The sequence below is a fragment of the Candidatus Thiopontia autotrophica genome (genome assembly GCF_982804495.1).
Genome location: NZ_CEYDPX010000017.1, coordinates 13,305 through 31,974 on the forward strand (window position 1 = coordinate 13,305; position 18,670 = coordinate 31,974).

Genomic DNA, 18,670 nt, shown 5'->3' on the forward strand with positions numbered 1-18,670 from the left:
TGCAGGAGATGCAGAGAAATTGCGATGAGAAGCAGAAGGTTATAGTTGGGAACCTCTTGAATATGATTGCTCGAGGTTCGAAACAGCAGAAGTAGATAGGAGGTTGTCCGAGAATAGAGAGCCTACTGCAAACCCCATAAAGACCATAATCTGAGCTTATTGAACTCGTTAAATAGCGGTGCTATTCGCCTCGCCCAATAATCTCACCTTATGGTCTTTTTGTGATTTTCGCTACGGCTTCTATTCTCGGACAGCCTCCTAGCTAAATACCAGCTCCTCTCCGCTCAGAGCCACTTTCACTACATCTCCCGGCAGATAATCCCCTGCCAGAATTTTCTGCGCCAGTGGGTTCTCGATCCGGTTCTGGATTGCCCGTTTGAGCGGACGCGCCCCATAGACCGGATCAAACCCAGCCTCACCAAGTCGATCAAGTGCCTCATCACTTATCTCCAGACCAATCTCACGGTCAGCCAGGCGCTGATGGAGATACTCCACCTGAATCTTGGCAATCGCCCTGATCTCCTCCTGACCCAGAGGGTGGAAGACCACTGACTCATCAACCCGGTTGATAAACTCGGGGCGGAAGTGGGAACCGACAATCTCCATCACTGCATCCTTCATTGCAGCATAATTCCCCTCCCCAGATAGCTGCTGAATCTGCTGTGATCCCAGATTTGAGGTCATCACAATAACAGTGTTACGGAAATCAACCGTACGCCCCTGACCATCAGTAAGGCGTCCATCATCCAGCACCTGCAGCAGCACATTGAAGACATCGGGGTGCGCCTTCTCCACCTCATCCATCAAAATAACGGAATATGGCTTTCTCCGTACCGCCTCGGTCAGGTATCCACCCTCCTCATAGCCAACATATCCGGGAGGGGCACCAATCAGACGCGCCACCGAGTGCTTCTCCATAAACTCTGACATATCAATGCGTACCATCGCCTCCTCGGTATCGAAGAGGAACTGTGCCAACGCCTTGGTCAACTCGGTCTTGCCGACCCCAGTGGGGCCAAGAAAGAGGAAAGATCCATTAGGCCGGTTGGGATCAGAGAGCCCCGCTCGGGAGCGACGAATCGCATTGGAGACCGCCTCCACCGCCTCACTCTGGCCAATTACCCGCTGCTTGATCGCCTCCTCCATCCGTAGCAGTTTGTCACGCTCCCCCTCCAGCATCTTGGAGACAGGAATTCCAGTCCACTTGGAGACCACCTCGGCGATCTCCTCATCGGTCACCTTGTTGCGTAGCAGCTGGTTCTCCTTCTGCTCTGACTCCGCCTCTGCAGCGGCAGCCAACTGCTGCTCCAGCTCCGGAATCTTGCCATACTGAAGCTCCGACATCCGCGCCAGATCACCGGCACGGCGTGCAGTCTCCAGCTCAATTCTTGCCTGCTCCAGTGACTCCTTGATATGGGTCGTACCCTGTACCGCAGACTTCTCCGCCTTCCAGATCTCATCAAGATCGGAGTATTCACGCTCCAGACGATCCAGCTCTCCCTGCAGATCATCCAGCCTCTTCTTCGAGGCCTCATCACTCTCCTTCTTCAGGGCCTCACGCTCGATTTTGAGCTGAATCACCCGCCGATCAAGCCTGTCCATCTCCTCCGGCATGGAGTCAATCTCCATCCGGATCCGGGATCCCGCCTCATCCATCAGATCAATCGCCTTATCCGGTAGCTGGCGATCGGTAATATAGCGGTGTGACAAAGTTGCAGCCGCAACAATCGCAGGGTCGGTAATATCGATGCCATGGTGGACCTCATAACGCTCCTTGAGACCACGCAAAATGGCGATGGTGTCCTCTACCGAGGGCTCATCCACCAATACCTTCTGGAACCTTCTCTCCAGTGCTGCATCCTTCTCCACGTACTTGCGATACTCATCCAGGGTGGTGGCACCCACACAGTGAAGTTCACCGCGCGCCAGCGCTGGTTTCAACATATTTCCAGCATCCATGGAGCCTTCAGCCTTGCCAGCTCCCACCATGGTATGGATCTCGTCAATAAAGAGAATCACCTGACCCTCCTGTTTGCTGAGATCATTGAGCACCCCCTTGAGACGCTCCTCAAACTCACCGCGGAATTTTGCCCCGGCAATCAGTGCGCCCATATCGAGCGAGAGCAGTCGTTTTCCCTTTATCCCCTCTGGAACCTCACCATTTACAATACGCTGTGCCAGCCCCTCGACAATTGCAGTCTTTCCAACCCCCGGCTCACCGATCAGCACCGGATTATTCTTGGTACGGCGCTGTAGCACCTGAATGGCACGGCGGATCTCATCATCACGCCCAATTACTGGATCAAGCTTTCCCTGTTCGGCTCTTTCAGTTAGATCAATAGTATATTTTTCAAGTGCTTGCCTCTGCTCCTCTGCATTTGGATCATCTACACTCTCGCCACCACGCAGCTGCTCCACCGCCTGCTCCAGGGAGCCCTTGGCGGCCCCAGCTTTTCTCAATAGCTCACCAAGCGTCCCCTTGTCATCCGCCGCAGCCAATACAAAGAGCTCCGAGGAGATATACTGATCACCCCGTTTCTGAGCCAGCTTATCGGTTAGATTCAACAACTTGCCAAGGTCATTGGATAGCTGAACATCCCCTCCCACACCCTCCACCGAGGCAAGACGATCCAGCGCCTCACCTAACTGGGAGCGTAGCGGATTTACCTGGACTCCCGCCAGGGTGAGAAGGTGACGAACTGTTCCACCCTCCTGATCCAGTAGTGCCAGCATAAGGTGAATCGGCTCAATAAACTGGTGATCTCTGCCTACAGCCAGTGACTGTGCATCTGATAGCGCAGCCTGAAATTTTGTTGTTAGTTTGTCCATTCTCATGGGTGTGTTGCTCCAATAATGTTTGATCTCCCCCTTTAATGGGGGCATTTTTTCACTTTTCAATATCTATCAAGCTTTGCGAAAGTAATGACACGCTCGTACGGGTGGCCGTCTATAGCCAAGAAGGCTACAGCCGAGCGATACAGGGATGTGCTTGAGTGTGCCACATGGGCGAACGTGTCATTACTTTCGTAAAGATTGATACTTAACCAATGATGTTGAAACGGTATAATCTCGCGATGAATTCAACCCCCACCATCGGTTTTGTCAGCCTTGGTTGCCCCAAGGCAACTGTTGATTCCGAACGAATCCTTAGCCAGATTCGTGCCGAGGGGTACAGGCTTGCAAACAGCTACAGCAAATCGGATCTTGTGGTGGTCAACACCTGCGGCTTTATTGATGCCGCCATTGAGGAGTCACTTGATACCATTGGTGAGGCGATGGAGCAGAATGGACAGGTTATTGTGACCGGCTGTCTGGGGGGGGATCGGGATAAAATTCTCTCCAACTACCCCAACGTGCTGGCGGTAACAGGGCCAAATTCAACTAAAGAGGTTATGGAGTCCATCCACGCCACAGTGCCCCCACCTCAAGATCCGCTGACCAAACTGCTGCCGGATCGGGAGGTGCGGTTGACCCCGGACCACTACGCCTACCTTAAGATCTCCGAGGGGTGCAATCAGCACTGCAGTTTTTGCATTATTCCATCTCTGCGTGGAAAACTGGTGAGTCGACCCATTGGTGAGATTTTGGGTGAGGCGGAACGACTGGTGGAGAGTGGGGTAAAGGAGCTGATGGTGGTGTCTCAGGATAGTGCTGCCTACGGTGCCGACCTGCGCTATCGCAGTGAGATCACTGGCAATGGGGTCCTCTCCACCCGTATCACAACCCTGGCAGAGGAACTTGGCAAGTTGGGGATATGGATCCGTCTCCACTATCTCTATCCATACCCTGTCATTGATCAGTTGATTCCAATGATGGCAGAGGGGAAGATCCTCCCCTACCTTGATGTGCCGCTACAACACGCCTCCCCCTCTATTCTAAAGACAATGAGACGTCCAGCAGATAGTGAGAATGCGCTGCGACGAATAGAGAAGTGGCGTGAGATCTGCCCGGATATCACCATTCGCAGCACCTTTATTGTCGGCTTTCCGGGTGAGGGTGAGGCTGAATTCGAGGAGCTGCTCAATTTCCTGGAAGATGCAGATCTGGATCGTGCAGGGGCCTTCGCCTACTCACCAGTGGAAGGGGCCGCCGCCAACCAACTGCCAAACCAGGTTGATCCTGATATCCAGCAGGAGCGGCTGGAGCAGTTTATGCGGGTACAGAGTGAGATTAGTGCCAGAAAATTGCAGCACAGGGTCAGCAAAACCGAAACCATTATTATCGATAGCGTTACTGATGAGGGGGCTGTTGGTCGCAGTCGAGGGGATGCACCGGAGATTGATGGAGAGGTTCACCTACCAGACATTACCGGGCTGAGTTGCGGCGACCTGGTGAATGTCAGGATTGTGGCTGCTGATGAACATGACCTTGAGGGAGAGTTGATATGATATTGGCAATCCTTGGAATCCTGCTACTGGCTGCCATCACCCTCCCCCAAATGTGGGTCAAACGGGTGATGAGACAGTACAGCACCCCGGATGATCGATATGAGCTCAGTGGTGGTGAGCTAGCCCGAATCATCCTCAACCGCTATGGACTTAACCATGTAGGGGTTGAGACAACCAAGGAGGGGGATCACTATGACCCTGAAGATAGAACTGTTCGTCTGAGCGAGCCCTATTTCTCCGGACGCTCTCTTGCGGCGATAACCATTGCTGCCCATGAGGTTGGCCATGCCATCCAGCACGACACCGATTACAGGCCGATGGCGCTACGCTCGAGACTGGTAGGCAAGACCCGTGGCGCCGAGAAGCTGGGGGCAATGATTCTGATGGCCTCACCACTGTTTGCCGTTATCTCCAGAAGGCCTCTGCCCGCACTGATCCTCTTTCTGGCTGGACTGGCCAGCATGGGGATGCCGGCACTGGTCCACCTCGCCACCCTGCCGGTAGAGTTTGATGCCAGTTTTAACCGGGCACTTCCACTACTAAAGGCTGGAGGCCATCTCCATGACGGCGATGAGGGCGCTGCCAGAAAGCTGTTAAAAGCCGCGGCTCTCACCTATGTTGCCAGCTCTCTTAGCAGTCTGCTCAACTTCTGGAAGTGGCTACGTGTCCTGCGCCGATAGATAGATATCATAGCGTGTACTCTTGCCTGTGATCTGAAAATCTGGCTCTTGGTGGCCAAGAGGTAGGGCCTTGCGGGGGCGCTTCACAACCACCCGTCTCCTGGCTGCCACCATGGCCGCTTCCAGTAGCTCTTCCGTATCCTGATCCTCTCCAACCACCTCTCGAAATAGCATCATCTCTTTTCCCGGCAGCGCACTCTTTTTCGAATGAGGGTACATCGGATCGAGATAGCAGATATCTGGCCGCTCCTCCTCGGAGAGGGATTGCATGTAGTTGGCTCCCTCCTGTTCTAGCAGTGATATCCTCCCCATAACCTCAGCGATCTCCGAAACAGTAGCCGCCCGCTCCAGACCATCCCGTAGCAATGCGGCCACTATTGGGGAGCGCTCCACCATGGTGACCTCACACCCTAGTGATGCCAACACGAAACCATCTCTTCCAAGTCCTGCTGTCAGATCCAGTACCGATGGGGTGTTGCCGCTTTTGAGACCGACCGCCTTGGCGATCAACTGTCCCCTGCCGCCACCATAGCGAAAGCGGTGGGCTACCTTGCCTGAGACAAAATCAGCATAGACCCCACCGGTTTTGGAGTTGGTTTTACGGAGCTCGAGGCGAGCTTCCGTGTAGGTGAGGAGAAAATCGAAATCTGCACCATCTGTTACAGCAGGAAGAGCCAGCCGCTGAGCCAGCTCCTCTGCCCTGTGTTGCTGTGATGAGTCATGAGATGTGATTGCTATTGAGACACTCATGTTGGGTATATCGCTGGATGACCGCACATGTAAGGGAACATGTCCTTGTTATGAATCCTTATATCCTGGATCCCCGCTTTCGCCGGGATGACGGTTGACCTGCGCGAGGATGGCGACTAAAACTATCCAGGCTTCTTGATCTCGTCGTGGGTACTGAACTGGTAGTCCTTGAAAAGGTGCTCCGCAGTTGGCTCCTGGTAGCTGCCATCCTCATTCTGGTTGGCGGTATCTTTCAGGCGGTAGGTGTAGTGGCCACAGGTCCAGACCTTGTACTTACGCATATGGGTACAGAGGCAGATCTTCTCCTCAACCGAGATTTTCTTCTCATCCGGATGAGCTGCCACGGCCTCATTGTAGGCATCAACATAGCTGCAGTGGCCCTTGGCGTCCAGCACATAACCGTAGGATTCGCAGTTGGGGCGGATACCGGAGCCGATTGCCGGGGTGCTTTTCAGTATCCGCATGGGGTAGCCGGTTGGGGATAGGGTGTTGACCTCGATATCCTCCTCATTGGCCTCAAAGTATGCCTGTTTTGCAGCTGCCGGCAGTCCACACTCCTGGGCAATGGTAAAACGGGTGGAGACCTGGATCGCCGACGCCCCCTGCTCCAGAAATTTAGCCCCATCCGTACCGGTAAAGATGCCACCTGCCGGAATTACCGGAATGGTAAGGTCTGACTCCCTTAGATAATCGAGCACCTCCTGGGTGATGGTAGCCAGATCAAACTCGGCCCAATCCATACCAAAACCGAGATGGCCACCCGCCAGTGGTCCCTCAACCACGATAAAATCGGGCAGTCTATCCAGGCGCGCCGCCCGCTTCAGAAAGAGCTTAAGGGCACGTACTGAGGAGACGATAATCCCGATATGGGCATCCCGAAAACGGGGGTTTTCCTTGATAAGCTCAAGCGACCCAAGATGGAGGCCTGCACTAAGGGTGATGCCGTCAATCCCCGCATCGAGTGCAGCGTTGAGGCGAACCCGCAGGGTCTCCTTGGGGTTGTTCATGGTGAGTTTTTCCATACAGTTGATGAAAACTCCACCATCCCCACGCTTGGCCGACATCGCCTCATCAACGTGACGGGTCTGCGCCTCATGCAACTCACCCAGATCAAACTGGGCAATCGACTTGTCCGGATTGTCGACATTAAACTTGTACTGTTTCAGTCGGTCACCAACGTATCTGGTCTTGAAATCCTTATCGATAACCGTGGGAATCATCGCGTCTGAGAGGTGGCCAATACCACCCTGCTCTGCGAATACCAGTGCCAGGTCACGGGTCGAGATATCGACCCCCATTCCACCTAGCATCAGCGGAACAAACTCCTTGTCACCAAGAATCAGGCGGTGGTCATCGATACGTTTAGAGAGGGTTGAATCGGTCATGAAGGCAGTCTCTATATGGTTCTTCTGGTTCTCGGCAATATAATGGTTTAATCATACAATATTATAATATTCAGTGAAGCACTACTTCTCCTCACTCCCAAAAACCGCATCCCAAACCACAATGATGGCGCCAATGGAGATGGCGCTATCCGCAATATTGAATGCTGGCCAGTGCCAACCCATGGCATGAAAATCGAGAAAATCTATTACATACCCATACTGAACCCGATCAATCAGATTACCAATTGCCCCGCCAATAATTAGCGCAATTGCAATCGCCAACCAGCGCTCATCTTCACTCAGTGAACGCAGCCAACGCAACAGAAATACCGTAATTACCACAGTCAGCACCACAAAGAACCAGCGCTGCCACCCACCTGCATCTGCCAGAAAACTGAAGGCAGCCCCCTCATTCTGCATCAGCGTCAGATTCATGAAGGGGAGGATCTCTACCTGCCGATAGAGCTCAAGATAGTACTCAGCAAGAATCTTGGTCCCCTGATCCAGAAAAAGGATCAGTGCGGAGAGGCGTAGCCAGATAAGAGATGGAGTCTTCAGCTCTGAGGTCATAATTTCAATGGCTCAATGGGGTCAGGCATAGAGGCGCTGCTCACCAGAACCGGTTACATTATCCACACAGCGTCCACAAAGCTCTGGATGGTCGCTGTTGCTGCCCACGTCCTCTCGATGGTGCCAGCAACGGACACACTTCTCATGATTTGAGGCACCTACCTGCACTCTTAACCCCTCCAGCTCTGTAGCCTCTGCATCAACTGGCGCCCCATCCAGCGGATGAATTCGGGCATACGAGGTAATAAGTACAAAACGGAGCTCATCCTCAAGCTTCTCAAGCAGTGAGATAAGCGACTCATCACAGTAGAGATCAACCTCTGCATCGAGGCCAGACCCAATAGTCTTGCTGTTACGCAGCGCCTCCAGGGCACGTGCCACCTCGGTGCGAACAGCCATAATCTGCCCCCAATCGGCAGCCGTCAGGGCGGCCCCGGAGGAGTCGCCGTCCATCTGGAATAGCCCCTGGTAGAACTCCTCCAGGAAGACACTCTCACTACGCTCTCCCGGCAGGAAGCTCCAGATCTCGTCAGCGGTAAAGCTGGTGATTGGGGCAAGCCAACGGACCATCGCCTCGACGATATGGTACATCGCTGTCTGGGTGGAGCGTCTGGCCTGACTCTCGCTCTGTGTGGTGTATTGACGATCCTTGATTATATCGAGATAGAAACCACCCATCTCAACCGAGCAGAAATTATGAATCTTCTGGAAGACCTGGTGGAAGTTATACTCCTCATAAGCCTCAATAATCTCCTCCTGCAGACGTGCCGCATGGTCAACTGCCCAGCGATCCAGTGACAACATCTCCTCTGGCTTAAGCAGATCAGCCGCAGGATCAAATCCATGCAGGTTGGATAGCAGAAAACGGGCAGTATTGCGGATACGGCGATATGCATCTGCCATCCGGCGCAGAATCTCGTCAGAGACTGTCATCTCCCCACGGTAGTCGGTGGATGAGACCCATAGTCTAATAATATCGGCACCCAACTCATTGATCACCTTCTGTGGAGCAATCACGTTACCGAGTGACTTGGACATCTTCTTGCCATCCTTGTCGACGGTAAAGCCGTGTGTCAGCACCTCCCTGTATGGCGCCTCTCCATGCATCGCCACAGATGTCAGCAGTGATGACTGGAACCAGCCCCGGTGCTGATCCGACCCCTCAAGATAGAGGTCCGCCGGACGTGAGAGGCTATCCCTGCGATCCAGCACAGCATGGTGAGTAACCCCGGAGTCAAACCAGACATCCAGGGTATCCGTGACCTTCTGGTATCTCTCTGCATCGTCCCCAAGAAGTTCAGCGGAATCAAGGCCAAACCAGCCGTCAATACCTGACTTCTCAACCCGCTGCGCCACCTCCTCGATCAGGCGTACGGTCTCCGGATGTGGATCACCTGTCTCCCTGTCGATAAATAGGGCAATTGGAACACCCCAGGTACGCTGACGGGAGATACACCAGTCTGGACGATTCTCGACCATCCCCTCAATACGCGCCTGACCCCAGTCCGGCATCCAGCGCACACCCTTGATAGCATCCATTGCATCGCTACGTAGATTCGCCTGATCCATACTGATGAACCACTGTGGGGTTGCGCGGAATATGATTGGGGTCTTGTGACGCCAACAGTGAGGGTAACTGTGACGAATCTTCTCCATACAGAGAAGCGCCCCACGCTCCTCAAGCACCTCCAGCACATGATCATTTGCCTTGAATACATGCTCCCCTGCAAATATCTCTGTGCCATCAAGAAAACAACCATTCCCGCCAACCGGATTATGAACCGGCAGGTTATATTTCATCCCCACCACGTAGTCCTCCTGACCGTGGCCAGGGGCAGTATGGACTGCACCAGTACCCGCATCCAGAGTGACGTGGTCACCAACAATTATTGGCACCTGACGATCATAGAATGGGTGGTTAAGCTCTAGCCCCTCCAGGTCAGAACCGTGGCAACGTCCAAGAATGGTGTAGTCGCCGATTTCTGCACGCTCCAACACAGCAGTATGAAGTGCCTCTGCCAACAGCAGACGAGTCTCACCGGTCTGAATCAACAGGTATTCAAAGTCTGGATGGAGCGAGACCGCCTGGTTAGCTGGCAGGGTCCATGGGGTTGTGGTCCAGATAACTACCGAGATTGTGCCGCTACCATCTGACTCCAGATTGCAGCGTCCAAGAAAACCGGCCTCATCAACCACATTGAAACGGACATCAATAGCTGGGGATGTCTTGTCCTCATGCTCCACCTCAGCCTCTGCGAGGGCAGAGCCGCAATCGGTACACCAGTGGACCGGCTTCTCCCCCTTGTGAAGATGACCCTTCTCGACAATCTTTCCAAGCGCACGAATAATATCCGCCTCAAACTGGAAGTCCATGGTCAGATATGGATTATCCCAGTCACCCAACACACCGAGGCGCTGGAAATCATTTTTCTGCCCCTCTACCTGACGAGCCGCATACTCTCGAGCCTTCTGCCGAAAAGCCTCGGCATCCAGCTTGCGTCCGGGCTTGCCCCACTTCTTCTCTACATTGAGTTCGATTGGTAGCCCATGGCAGTCCCACCCTGGGATATATGGGGTATCAAACCCCATCTGGGCACGGGACTTGAGGATCATATCTTTCAGAATCTTGTTTACCGCATGGCCAATATGGATATCACCATTTGCATATGGGGGGCCATCATGGAGAATGAATGTGGGTTTCCCACTATTCTGCTCCCGCATCTTGCCGTACAGATCAATCTTCTCCCAATTTTTCAGATAGTTGGGTTCACGATTGGCCAGATTAGCCTTCATCGGGAATCCGGTCTTGGGAAGATTGAGGGTCTCTTTGTAATTGTTTGCCACTTTGTTATCCGTAACTATTTTTTAAAAACAATACTGTGAATGAGTAGTTCTGGTTTTGGTTTGTTCATCGACTGAATCCAGTTGTCCCTGATAGTTTTCTATTAATCCAGACTGTTAAGTGTCCGAGTGTCTGAGCGCAGCGAGTTTTCGGACACGCTGGATTAATAGAAAAATATCAGGATAGAGACAACTGCTGAAGGAGAAGTACAATCCAGAACCATATTTACAATTGTGCTAATTCTACAGTGAATAGCGCTCTTTGAAATAGTTTCTTGCTTGGTCCGCATCTCTCAGAATCTGCTCCTTCAACAGATCAAAAGAGTCGAACTTCTGCTCATCCCGGATCTTCTCCAGGAAATCTACCGATACATGACGACCGTAGATATCGTCTTCAAAATCGAATAGATGAACCTCAAGAATGGTTCTTGTGCCGTTAACTGTGGGGCGAGTCCCAACATTGGCAACCCCCGCAACTGGCTCGCCCTCAATCCCGAACATCTCTACCGCAAATACCCCATCAACAGGAGATATCTTGCGATGAAGATGAATATTTGCGGTTGGGAAACCGATCAGGCGCCCACGCTTATGGCCATGCGCCACTCTGCCGCACATTCTGTAGGGGCGACCCAACAGTTTCTCTGCCTCATTCAGATCCCCATCGCAAAGAGCCTTGCGCACCCGTGTGCTACTGACTCTCTCACCGTCAAGCTGGAAGGTGTGCATATTGACCACCTGGAAGCCATGTTTATGACCGGCCTCCTGCAACATTGTGAAATTTCCTCTGCGTGCCTTGCCAAAACAGAAGTCATCCCCCACCACCAGATACCGAATTCCAAGCCCCTCCACCAGGATTCTCTTGATAAACTCCTCTGGCTCCATCTCCGCCAGCTCTTTTGTGAAATGGATGGTAAAGATACGATCTATGGCCAACCGTCGTAGAGCCTTCATCTTCTCACGGAAGCGAGTCAGCCTTCCCGGACAGTTGGCTGGAGAGAAAAACTCCTGCGGTTGTGGCTCAAATGTTATGACTACTGCTGGCAGACCCATCTCATCCGCCTTATCTGCCAACTCCCCCAGAACATGGTGGTGACCAAGATGTACGCCATCAAAATTCCCAATGGTAGCAACAGAGCCATGATGCTCTGGCTTCAGATTATGTATTCCACGTATCAATTCCATTGCCACATTCTACCGTTTCTGGAACTGGGTTGGTCTGATACCGAGAAGAAAAAGTGTGGAGAAGTAGAGCAGTGCCGCCCCCACAACCTCCCCCCCCAGCACCCCAATCCTGGTCCACAGTGGTGCATCCTGCCAGAATCCACCATGAGGGGCGACCATGTAGAGAAAGAGAACCATAATCGAGAGCGCTACGGTAATCTGCATGATCAATCGTCTCCAACCGCTGAGCGGGTTATAGACTCCACGTTGACGCAGCCCCCGATAGAGTAGCCATCCATTCAGCAGGGAGGAGATGGCAGTGGCCAGAGCAAGCCCCGCATGTGGCGCATGGTAACCACCCATTACCATTGCACCAACAAAAATCAGGTTCATCCCCATGTTGGCAACCATCGCAATCACCCCGAACTTGACCGGAGTTCTGGTGTTCTGCTGAGAGAAGTAGCCGCTAACCAGTACCTTGACCAGAATAAAGCCAACCAGCCCAAGCGCATAGGCCATCAGACTGACCGAGGCCATCTCCACATCAAACAGGGTGAATTCACCGCGCTGAAATAGCAGAGAGAGCATTGGCTCTGCCAGAATAAAGAGGCCCGCACTGGCTGGAACCGCAATCAACAAAACCAGCCGGAGTGCCCAGTCCAGTGTCTGGTTGAAAGAGTCATGATCCCTTGCTGCATACTGCCCGGAAAGTTTTGGCAGAATAACTGTTGAGAGCGCAATCCCGAAGACCCCGAGTGGAAATTCCATCAGGCGATCGGAGTAGTAGAGCCATGACATGCTGCCGGCAGTAATCAGGGAGGCTATCACCAGATCCAGCAGCAGATTTATCTGCGCAACCGAGGCCCCAAACAGGGTTGGCAACATCAGCCTGAGGATCTTTCTAACTCCGGAATCACCCCAACGAAAGCGAGGGCGAGGCAGCATGCCCAGCTTCAGCAGTGGTGGAATCTGGAACAGTAGCTGAACCACACCACCAATCAGCACCCCCCAGGCCAGAGCGGTAACCGGCACATCCATAAGCGGAGAGAGCCAGATTGCTGCACCGATCAGTGAGAGATTGAGAAAGACCGGGGTGAATGCAGGGATGGCAAAACGTCCGTAGGTATTGAGAATTCCGCCCGCAAAGGCAGTCAGTGAGATCAGCAACAGATAGGGAAAGGTGATTCGCAACATTCCAGAGGCGAGCTCAAAACGGTCTGTCTCCTCAACAAATCCTGGCGCAAACAGCATGATAAACAGTGGCGCAGCAACCACACCGATAGCGGTCACCAGCAGCAGAACGCCTCCCAGGGTCCCAGCCACCGCATCAGTAAGCTGGCGAACCTCATGCTGCTCCCCCGTTGACCGCTTCTCCGAGAGAACCGGAACAAAAGCCTGGGAGAAGGCACCCTCGGCAAAAAGCCTGCGCAGGAAATTGGGGATCTTGAATGCGACCACAAAGGCATCCATCATCCCACCAGCACCAAAGTAGCGGGCAAAGACAATATCGCGCACCAACCCCAAAATACGGGAAATCGTGGTCATCAGCCCCACAACCATGGTGGATTTCAGTAGTTTATGGCTCAAAATGCGATTTTCTTTGAAAAAATTGAATCATACCAGTGATAACAATTGACAGTTCAAGAGAAAACGAAGAAAATACGCGGCTCATTTTTTGAATTGCTGTAGAAAAGCAGCAAATTACACAGTTATATATTCTCAGGAGAGATACCTTGGCAAATTCCCCTCAAGCTCGCAAACGTGCTCGTCAGGCTGACAAAAAGCGTAACCACAATCAGGGACGCCGTTCCATGATGCGCACCTCACTTAAAAGGGCAATAGCTGCCATTGAGTCTGGCAATCGTGAAGAGGCTGAGACACTTTACAAGAGCGCATCTTCTGCACTTGATATTGCTGCGAAGAATGGCCTGATTCATCGCAACAAGGCTGCCCGTCACAAGAGTCGTCTGAATGCACATATTCGTGCCATGTAATGGAGACGATTCATCCGAATCATAAAAAACCGGCATCTTAGCCGGTTTTTTTATGATTCGGGTGAATCCTTGAAAAAGTAATCGCAACCTCACACGAGCAGCCGTCTGTGGCCTGGACGGCCACAGTCGAGCGACACAGGGATGTGCTTGAGCGTGCTGCATGGGTGAGGTTGCGATTACTTTTGCAAGGAGTCATACCAACACCATATTGTCTCGGTGGACAATCTCCTCCTCATCTACGTAACCCAGCATAGCCTCAATCTTATCACTCGACTGGCCCATAATTTTACGAATGTCCTCTGCCGAGTAGTTCACCAGACCGCGGGCAATCCCATCTCCTGAACTGCTCTTGATCGAAACCAGATCGCCACGCTGAAACTCTCCCTCAACCTCAGTTACACCTACAGCCAGCAGACTTCTTCCCGAGTCTCGCAATACACGGACCGCCCCATCATCCAGAATTAATGATCCACATCTCTGCAAATGGCCCATTAACCAACGTTTACGGGCATCCAGCTGCCTGGCTCCAGCAAGAAACATGGTACCAATCTGCTCATTGTTGAACAGCCTTACCAAAACCTGGTCCTCACGACCAGGAGCAACTACTGTTGTAGTGCCGGAGCGTGCGGCAAGACGTGCTGCCCCAACCTTGGTCGCCATCCCTCCCCGGCCCAGACTACCGGCTGAATCTCCTGCCATCTCATCCAGAACAGAGTCATCCGCAGCAACCACATCCAGCAGTTTTGCCTCTGGATTAAGCCGTGGATCACTATCGTACATGCCCTGTTGATCCGTCAAAATCACCAGTAAATCAGCCTCAATCAGGTTGGCAACCAGTGCAGCAAGAGTATCGTTATCCCCCAACCTGATCTCGTCAATTGCCACCGTATCGTTCTCATTAACAATTGGAACCACCCCCATCTCAAGCAGGGTACGGATTGAACTTCTGGCATTCAGGTAGCGACTACGGTTGGAGAGATCATCATGAGTCAGCAGAATCTGTGCGGTATGAATTTCGTGTTTTGAAAAACATGACTCATACGCCTGCACTAACCCCATCTGTCCAACAGCTGCTGCAGCCTGCTGTTCATGTATGGCATGAGGACGTTGTGACATTCCCAGCCTCTTCATCCCCTCGGCAACAGCACCGGATGAGACCAGCACAACCTGCACTCCAGACTGCCTCAGTACAACAATCTGCTCAACCCACCGCCTGATTGCTGCACTATCCAGCCCCTGACCATTATTGGTCAGAATTGCGCTCCCCAGTTTTACAACACAGAGCTTTACCCTGGACAGCCTCTCTCTGCTCTCATCCATTATCTAAATTATTCCGTCTGCTTTTCCAACGAGTCCATAATCGCATAGACCAGCTCACTAGTCCCCTTTTTATGTAGTGCCGATATACGGAACACCGGGCCGCTCCAGGAGAGTTGTTGAAGGATATCATCACAAATCTCTTCTCGCTTGTCGTCTGGCAACAGATCAATCTTGTTCATCACCAGCCAGCGAGGTAGGGCCGCCAACTCTGTACTGAATTTTTCCAGCTCCAGCTCCACCTTTTTAAACTCATCAACAGGGTCTACAGTCCCCTCTGCTGGGGCAACATCAAGCAGGTGAAGCAGAACACGGTTACGTGACAGATGCTTGAGGAACTGGATCCCCAATCCTGCACCCTCTGCGGCCCCCTCAATTACCCCGGGGATATCTGCCATCACAAAACTGCGCGAGGCATCTACCCTCACCACACCAAGATTAGGGTGGAGGGTGGTGAATGGATAATCCGCCACCCGTGGGCGAGCTGCAGAGATGGCACGAATAAGTGATGATTTTCCTGCATTGGGCATGCCCAACAACCCAACATCTGCCAACACCTTTAGCTCCAACCTCAGAAACCGCCTCTCTCCGAGCGAACCATTTGTTGAGCGTCGAGGAGCACGATTGGTACTACTCTTGAAACGCACATTACCCAGCCCATGAAAGCCTCCCTGGGCAACCAGCAAGGTCTCTCCATCCTTTACAACCTCACCAATCAGTTCATCAGTATCATCATCATAGGCGAGAGTCCCGATAGGCACCCGCACAACCCGATTATCTCCTTTGCGACCAGTCTTGTCTCGACTCATGCCGTTCTGCCCACGCTCGGCACGGTGCATGCGCTTGAAACGAAAATCAGCCAGGGTGTTCAGCCCCTCATCACCCTGCAGATAAACGGTACCTCCGTCACCACCATCGCCACCATCAGGTCCGCCACGGGGGATATATTTTTCACGACGAAAACTGACGCAGCCATTGCCTCCATCGCCTGCCTCTACCCGGATTGTTGCCTCATCTACAAATTTCATCGTCTCTACTCAGCTCTCTCTTCAAACAAAAAAGGCCCCGTACTACGGAGCCTTTTCTACCACCAACAGATTTAAGCTGTTATGCGGGATATACGCTCACAAACTTGCGGCTTCTCGGACCCTTGACCTCAAAGGTAACCACACCATCCGCCTTAGCAAACAGGGTGTCATCTTTACCACGTCCAACATTTACTCCAGGATGAAAATGGGTACCACGCTGGCGAACCAGAATGTTTCCAGAGATCACATCCTCACCACCAAAACGCTTCACACCTAACCGCTTGGACTCCGAATCGCGGCCGTTTCTGGTACTACCGCCTGCCTTTTTATGTGCCATATTACTTCCTTAGCCTCTAAATTAATGCGCCAACTTATGCGCTTATGCTATCAATCTTGATCTCGGTATAGGACTGACGATGTCCCATCTGCTTACGGTGATGTTTACGACGACGGAACTTGATGATCTTGACCTTCTTGCCACGACCATTAGATAGAACCGTTGCAGTAACCTTGCCACCATCAACCAGAGGTGCGCCAACCTTGATATCGTCACCATCAGCAACCATCAAGACCTGATCAAACTCAACACTACCACCCTCTTCAGTGCCCAGCTTCTCTACCTTAAGGGTCTCACCCTCACTTACACGATACTGCTTTCCGCCAGTTTTGATTACTGCGTACATCCTGAAACTCCACATGTTTGGTACAAGACGGCTGACCCCGATACAACAGCAGAAGTCCACCTATCCATAAAAGAGGCGCGATTTTACACTTATGTCTGAAAATGGTCAAACGCATTTCTACAGAAACATCTGCTAAAAACTTGACCCATCAAACCCTAGACCATACGATTTGCAGGTTTTTCCATATAACAAACTATTACAACCAATACTTGACCAGAAGCTGTGGCTAAACTTTCTACCTTTAAAGAGATTCAGGAGCTCATCCAGGATGACCTCAAGGCTGTTGATACCCTGATTATTCAACGCCTTAAATCCGATGTAGTGCTTATCAACCAGTTGGGGCACTATATTGTTGGTGGTGGTGGAAAACGGGTACGCCCCATGGTTATGCTGCTTGCGGCACGTGCATGCGGCTCAACAAGCAGTGATGCTGTCCAGCTAGCTGCGGTTATTGAATTCATCCACACTGCAACCCTGCTCCATGATGATGTGGTTGATACCTCTGAACTACGACGTGGAAAAGAGACAGCCAATGCAGTTTTTGGTAACCAGGCCGCTGTTTTGACAGGTGATTTCCTCTACTCTCGTGCCTTCCAGATGATGGTCGAGGTACAGCAGATGCGGGTGATGGATATACTCGCAGATACCACCAATGTAATAGCAGAGGGCGAGGTACTGCAGCTACTTAACTGTAACGATCCAGACACCACAGAAGAGCGTTACTACGAGGTGATATATCGCAAGACAGCCAAACTGTTTGAGGCTGGCGGTCAGTTGGGGGCTGTGGTTGCAAACCAGAGCCCAGATATTGAGAGTGCCTTGATGGAGTACGGAAGACATCTTGGCAACACCTTCCAGCTGGTTGATGACGCACTTGATTACAGCTCATCAGCAGAGGATATGGGGAAAAATGCGGGGGATGATCTTGCTGAAGGGAAACCAACCCTCCCACTAATCCACGCCATGGAGAGTGGAACAGCAGCGGAGAGAGAGTTGATTCGTGGTGCGATTGAAAATGGTGGAGAGAGACAATTTGATACCATCATGGAGACAATCCATAATACCAATGCAATTGAATATACTCTCGATGCGGCAACAGCTGCTGTCAACAAGGCAACAGCTGCTGCGATGAAACTACCTGAATCTCCATACCGTGATGCACTAATCTCGCTTGCTGAGTTCACTCTTAAACGTTCATATTAGAAAACAGACACCCCTTTCACTGACTATCTGTACGGGTTACTATGAAGCCACCAACTAGGAGGATAGAGTCATGTCAGAGAGAAGTGAGCAGTCCGGGTTTACCCTGATCGAACTAATTATAGCTATCGCAATCATTGCCATTCTGGCAGCAATTGCCATCCCGTCATATACTCAATACACAACCAAGGCTCGCTACTCTGAGGTGGTTCTCGCCGCGCAACCAGTCAAAATGGGAGTTGAACAGTGTTATCAGGTACGTGGCGCCCTGGCTGACTGTGATGCTGGCAGTTATGGGGTACCGGCCAATGTATCTGGTATCTCAGGTGCCGTGAATACAATCGGCACAATCAACGGGGTGATAACTGTTACCCCCGATGCTGCCAACGGCATTTTGGCAACAGACACCTATGTTCTTACCCCCACCGCTGCCTCTCCAATGACCTGGGTTGCGAGCGGTGGTGGTGTGACTAACGGCTATACGCAGTAACTACTCGCCCCACAATAGATACTTTTGAGGAGAGAAAGACCTCTATTGTGGGGAGAGTAGTTATGATAACGGCTGACCGATCCTAGAGGTCACCCTCATGTGCTGCCAGATAGGAGGCGACACCATCTGGAGTTGGCTTCATACCCTCCTCTCCATCCTGCCAGCCTGCAGGACAGACCTCAC

Annotated in this window: 16 protein-coding genes and 1 pseudogene; 5 read left to right on the forward strand and 12 right to left on the reverse strand. The window is 52.1% G+C overall.

Annotated elements, in window-relative coordinates; genetic code table 11:
- Nucleotides 1–258 precede the first annotated feature (258 nt).
- Nucleotides 259–2,835: an ATP-dependent chaperone ClpB gene (clpB, locus tag AC3ZFK_RS06170; RefSeq protein ID WP_489433747.1), complete on the reverse strand. Its 2,577-nt coding sequence runs from the start codon at nucleotides 2,833–2,835 to the stop codon at nucleotides 259–261.
- Between the two features lie 239 nt (nucleotides 2,836–3,074).
- Between clpB and rimO the strand changes: the two genes are divergently transcribed.
- Both rimO and AC3ZFK_RS06180 read left to right on the forward strand, forming a co-directional pair.
- On the forward strand, nucleotides 3,075–4,388 hold the full coding sequence (rimO, locus tag AC3ZFK_RS06175) for a 30S ribosomal protein S12 methylthiotransferase RimO (protein WP_487506951.1): 1,314 nt from the start codon (nucleotides 3,075–3,077) through the stop codon (nucleotides 4,386–4,388).
- A complete protein-coding gene (locus AC3ZFK_RS06180) occupies nucleotides 4,385–5,068 on the forward strand; it encodes a zinc metallopeptidase (protein WP_487506950.1) in 684 nt (227 codons plus the stop codon). The genes rimO and AC3ZFK_RS06180 overlap by 4 nt, the downstream gene beginning before the upstream one ends.
- Here the strand turns inward: AC3ZFK_RS06180 and AC3ZFK_RS06185 are convergent.
- The 6 genes from AC3ZFK_RS06185 to murJ form a co-directional block, all read right to left on the reverse strand.
- Nucleotides 5,048–5,818 carry a class I SAM-dependent methyltransferase gene (locus AC3ZFK_RS06185; RefSeq protein ID WP_487506949.1) on the reverse strand — a complete coding sequence of 257 codons (771 nt, stop codon included), beginning with the start codon at nucleotides 5,816–5,818 and terminating at the stop codon, nucleotides 5,048–5,050. The two genes, AC3ZFK_RS06180 and AC3ZFK_RS06185, sit on opposite strands and share 21 nt — an antisense overlap.
- 122 nt (nucleotides 5,819–5,940) lie before the next feature.
- Nucleotides 5,941–7,203 (reverse strand): nitronate monooxygenase, encoded by a 1,263-nt coding sequence (locus AC3ZFK_RS06190; RefSeq protein WP_487506948.1) that lies wholly within the window; start codon nucleotides 7,201–7,203, stop codon nucleotides 5,941–5,943.
- Nucleotides 7,204–7,284: 81 nt separating this feature from the next.
- Complete coding sequence (gene lspA / locus AC3ZFK_RS06195) at nucleotides 7,285–7,773, reverse strand: signal peptidase II (protein WP_487506947.1); 489 nt, start codon at nucleotides 7,771–7,773, stop codon at nucleotides 7,285–7,287.
- A gap of 21 nt (nucleotides 7,774–7,794) precedes the next feature.
- Nucleotides 7,795–10,566 (reverse strand): isoleucine--tRNA ligase, encoded by a 2,772-nt coding sequence (gene ileS / locus AC3ZFK_RS06200; protein WP_487506969.1) that lies wholly within the window; start codon nucleotides 10,564–10,566, stop codon nucleotides 7,795–7,797.
- Nucleotides 10,567–10,857: 291 nt separating this feature from the next.
- Entirely contained in the window at nucleotides 10,858–11,796 is a 939-nt protein-coding gene (gene ribF, locus AC3ZFK_RS06205; protein WP_487506946.1) for a bifunctional riboflavin kinase/FAD synthetase, read from the reverse strand.
- Nucleotides 11,797–11,805: 9 nt separating this feature from the next.
- On the reverse strand, nucleotides 11,806–13,362 hold the full coding sequence (gene murJ / locus AC3ZFK_RS06210; protein ID WP_487541421.1) for a murein biosynthesis integral membrane protein MurJ: 1,557 nt from the start codon (nucleotides 13,360–13,362) through the stop codon (nucleotides 11,806–11,808).
- Nucleotides 13,363–13,508: 146 nt separating this feature from the next.
- Here murJ and rpsT point away from each other — a divergent pair, with 146 nt between their 5' ends.
- A complete protein-coding gene (gene rpsT / locus AC3ZFK_RS06215; RefSeq protein ID WP_487506944.1) occupies nucleotides 13,509–13,769 on the forward strand; it encodes a 30S ribosomal protein S20 in 261 nt (86 codons plus the stop codon).
- Nucleotides 13,770–13,961: 192 nt separating this feature from the next.
- Here the strand turns inward: rpsT and proB are convergent, their stop codons facing one another.
- The 4 genes from proB to rplU form a co-directional block, all read right to left on the reverse strand.
- Nucleotides 13,962–15,089: a glutamate 5-kinase gene (gene proB / locus AC3ZFK_RS06220; RefSeq protein WP_487506943.1), complete on the reverse strand. Its 1,128-nt coding sequence runs from the start codon at nucleotides 15,087–15,089 to the stop codon at nucleotides 13,962–13,964.
- A gap of 8 nt (nucleotides 15,090–15,097) precedes the next feature.
- The gene (gene cgtA, locus AC3ZFK_RS06225; protein ID WP_487506942.1) at nucleotides 15,098–16,114 is read right to left on the reverse strand and encodes an Obg family GTPase CgtA; all 1,017 of its coding nucleotides are present in this window, start codon (nucleotides 16,112–16,114) and stop codon (nucleotides 15,098–15,100) included.
- A 79-nt stretch (nucleotides 16,115–16,193) separates the two neighbouring features.
- A complete protein-coding gene (gene rpmA, locus AC3ZFK_RS06230; RefSeq protein WP_487506941.1) occupies nucleotides 16,194–16,451 on the reverse strand; it encodes a 50S ribosomal protein L27 in 258 nt (85 codons plus the stop codon).
- Nucleotides 16,452–16,485: 34 nt separating this feature from the next.
- Nucleotides 16,486–16,797 (reverse strand): 50S ribosomal protein L21, encoded by a 312-nt coding sequence (gene rplU, locus AC3ZFK_RS06235; RefSeq protein WP_487506940.1) that lies wholly within the window; start codon nucleotides 16,795–16,797, stop codon nucleotides 16,486–16,488.
- 222 nt (nucleotides 16,798–17,019) lie between these two features.
- On the opposite strand from rplU, the gene ispB reads away from it, so the two are divergent.
- Together ispB and AC3ZFK_RS06245 are read left to right on the forward strand one after the other, a co-directional pair.
- Nucleotides 17,020–18,000 (forward strand): octaprenyl diphosphate synthase, encoded by a 981-nt coding sequence (gene ispB, locus AC3ZFK_RS06240; protein WP_487506939.1) that lies wholly within the window; start codon nucleotides 17,020–17,022, stop codon nucleotides 17,998–18,000.
- A 70-nt stretch (nucleotides 18,001–18,070) separates the two neighbouring features.
- Nucleotides 18,071–18,487: a pilin gene (locus AC3ZFK_RS06245; protein ID WP_487506938.1), complete on the forward strand. Its 417-nt coding sequence runs from the start codon at nucleotides 18,071–18,073 to the stop codon at nucleotides 18,485–18,487.
- Between the two features lie 82 nt (nucleotides 18,488–18,569).
- On the opposite strand, the pseudogene AC3ZFK_RS06250 reads toward AC3ZFK_RS06245, so the two are convergent.
- Nucleotides 18,570–18,670, reverse strand: a pseudogene (locus tag AC3ZFK_RS06250) (peroxiredoxin); the annotation flags it as partial.

Coding starts and splice junctions, on each gene's coding strand:
- lspA (WP_487506947.1), bottom strand. CDS start 7,773: ATGACCTCAGAGCTGAAGACTCCATCTCTTATCTGGCTACGCCTCTCC.
- ileS (WP_487506969.1), bottom strand. CDS start 10,566: ATGAAGGCTAATCTGGCCAATCGTGAACCCAACTATCTGAAAAATTGG.
- rimO (WP_487506951.1), top strand. CDS start 3,075: ATGAATTCAACCCCCACCATCGGTTTTGTCAGCCTTGGTTGCCCCAAG.
- ribF (WP_487506946.1), bottom strand. CDS start 11,796: ATGGAATTGATACGTGGAATACATAATCTGAAGCCAGAGCATCATGGC.
- rpmA (WP_487506941.1), bottom strand. CDS start 16,451: ATGGCACATAAAAAGGCAGGCGGTAGTACCAGAAACGGCCGCGATTCG.
- AC3ZFK_RS06245 (WP_487506938.1), top strand. CDS start 18,071: ATGTCAGAGAGAAGTGAGCAGTCCGGGTTTACCCTGATCGAACTAATT.
- clpB (WP_489433747.1), bottom strand. CDS start 2,835: ATGAGAATGGACAAACTAACAACAAAATTTCAGGCTGCGCTATCAGAT.
- proB (WP_487506943.1), bottom strand. CDS start 15,089: ATGGATGAGAGCAGAGAGAGGCTGTCCAGGGTAAAGCTCTGTGTTGTA.
- AC3ZFK_RS06180 (WP_487506950.1), top strand. CDS start 4,385: ATGATATTGGCAATCCTTGGAATCCTGCTACTGGCTGCCATCACCCTC.
- rplU (WP_487506940.1), bottom strand. CDS start 16,797: ATGTACGCAGTAATCAAAACTGGCGGAAAGCAGTATCGTGTAAGTGAG.
- AC3ZFK_RS06185 (WP_487506949.1), bottom strand. CDS start 5,818: ATGAGTGTCTCAATAGCAATCACATCTCATGACTCATCACAGCAACAC.
- cgtA (WP_487506942.1), bottom strand. CDS start 16,114: ATGAAATTTGTAGATGAGGCAACAATCCGGGTAGAGGCAGGCGATGGA.
- AC3ZFK_RS06190 (WP_487506948.1), bottom strand. CDS start 7,203: ATGACCGATTCAACCCTCTCTAAACGTATCGATGACCACCGCCTGATT.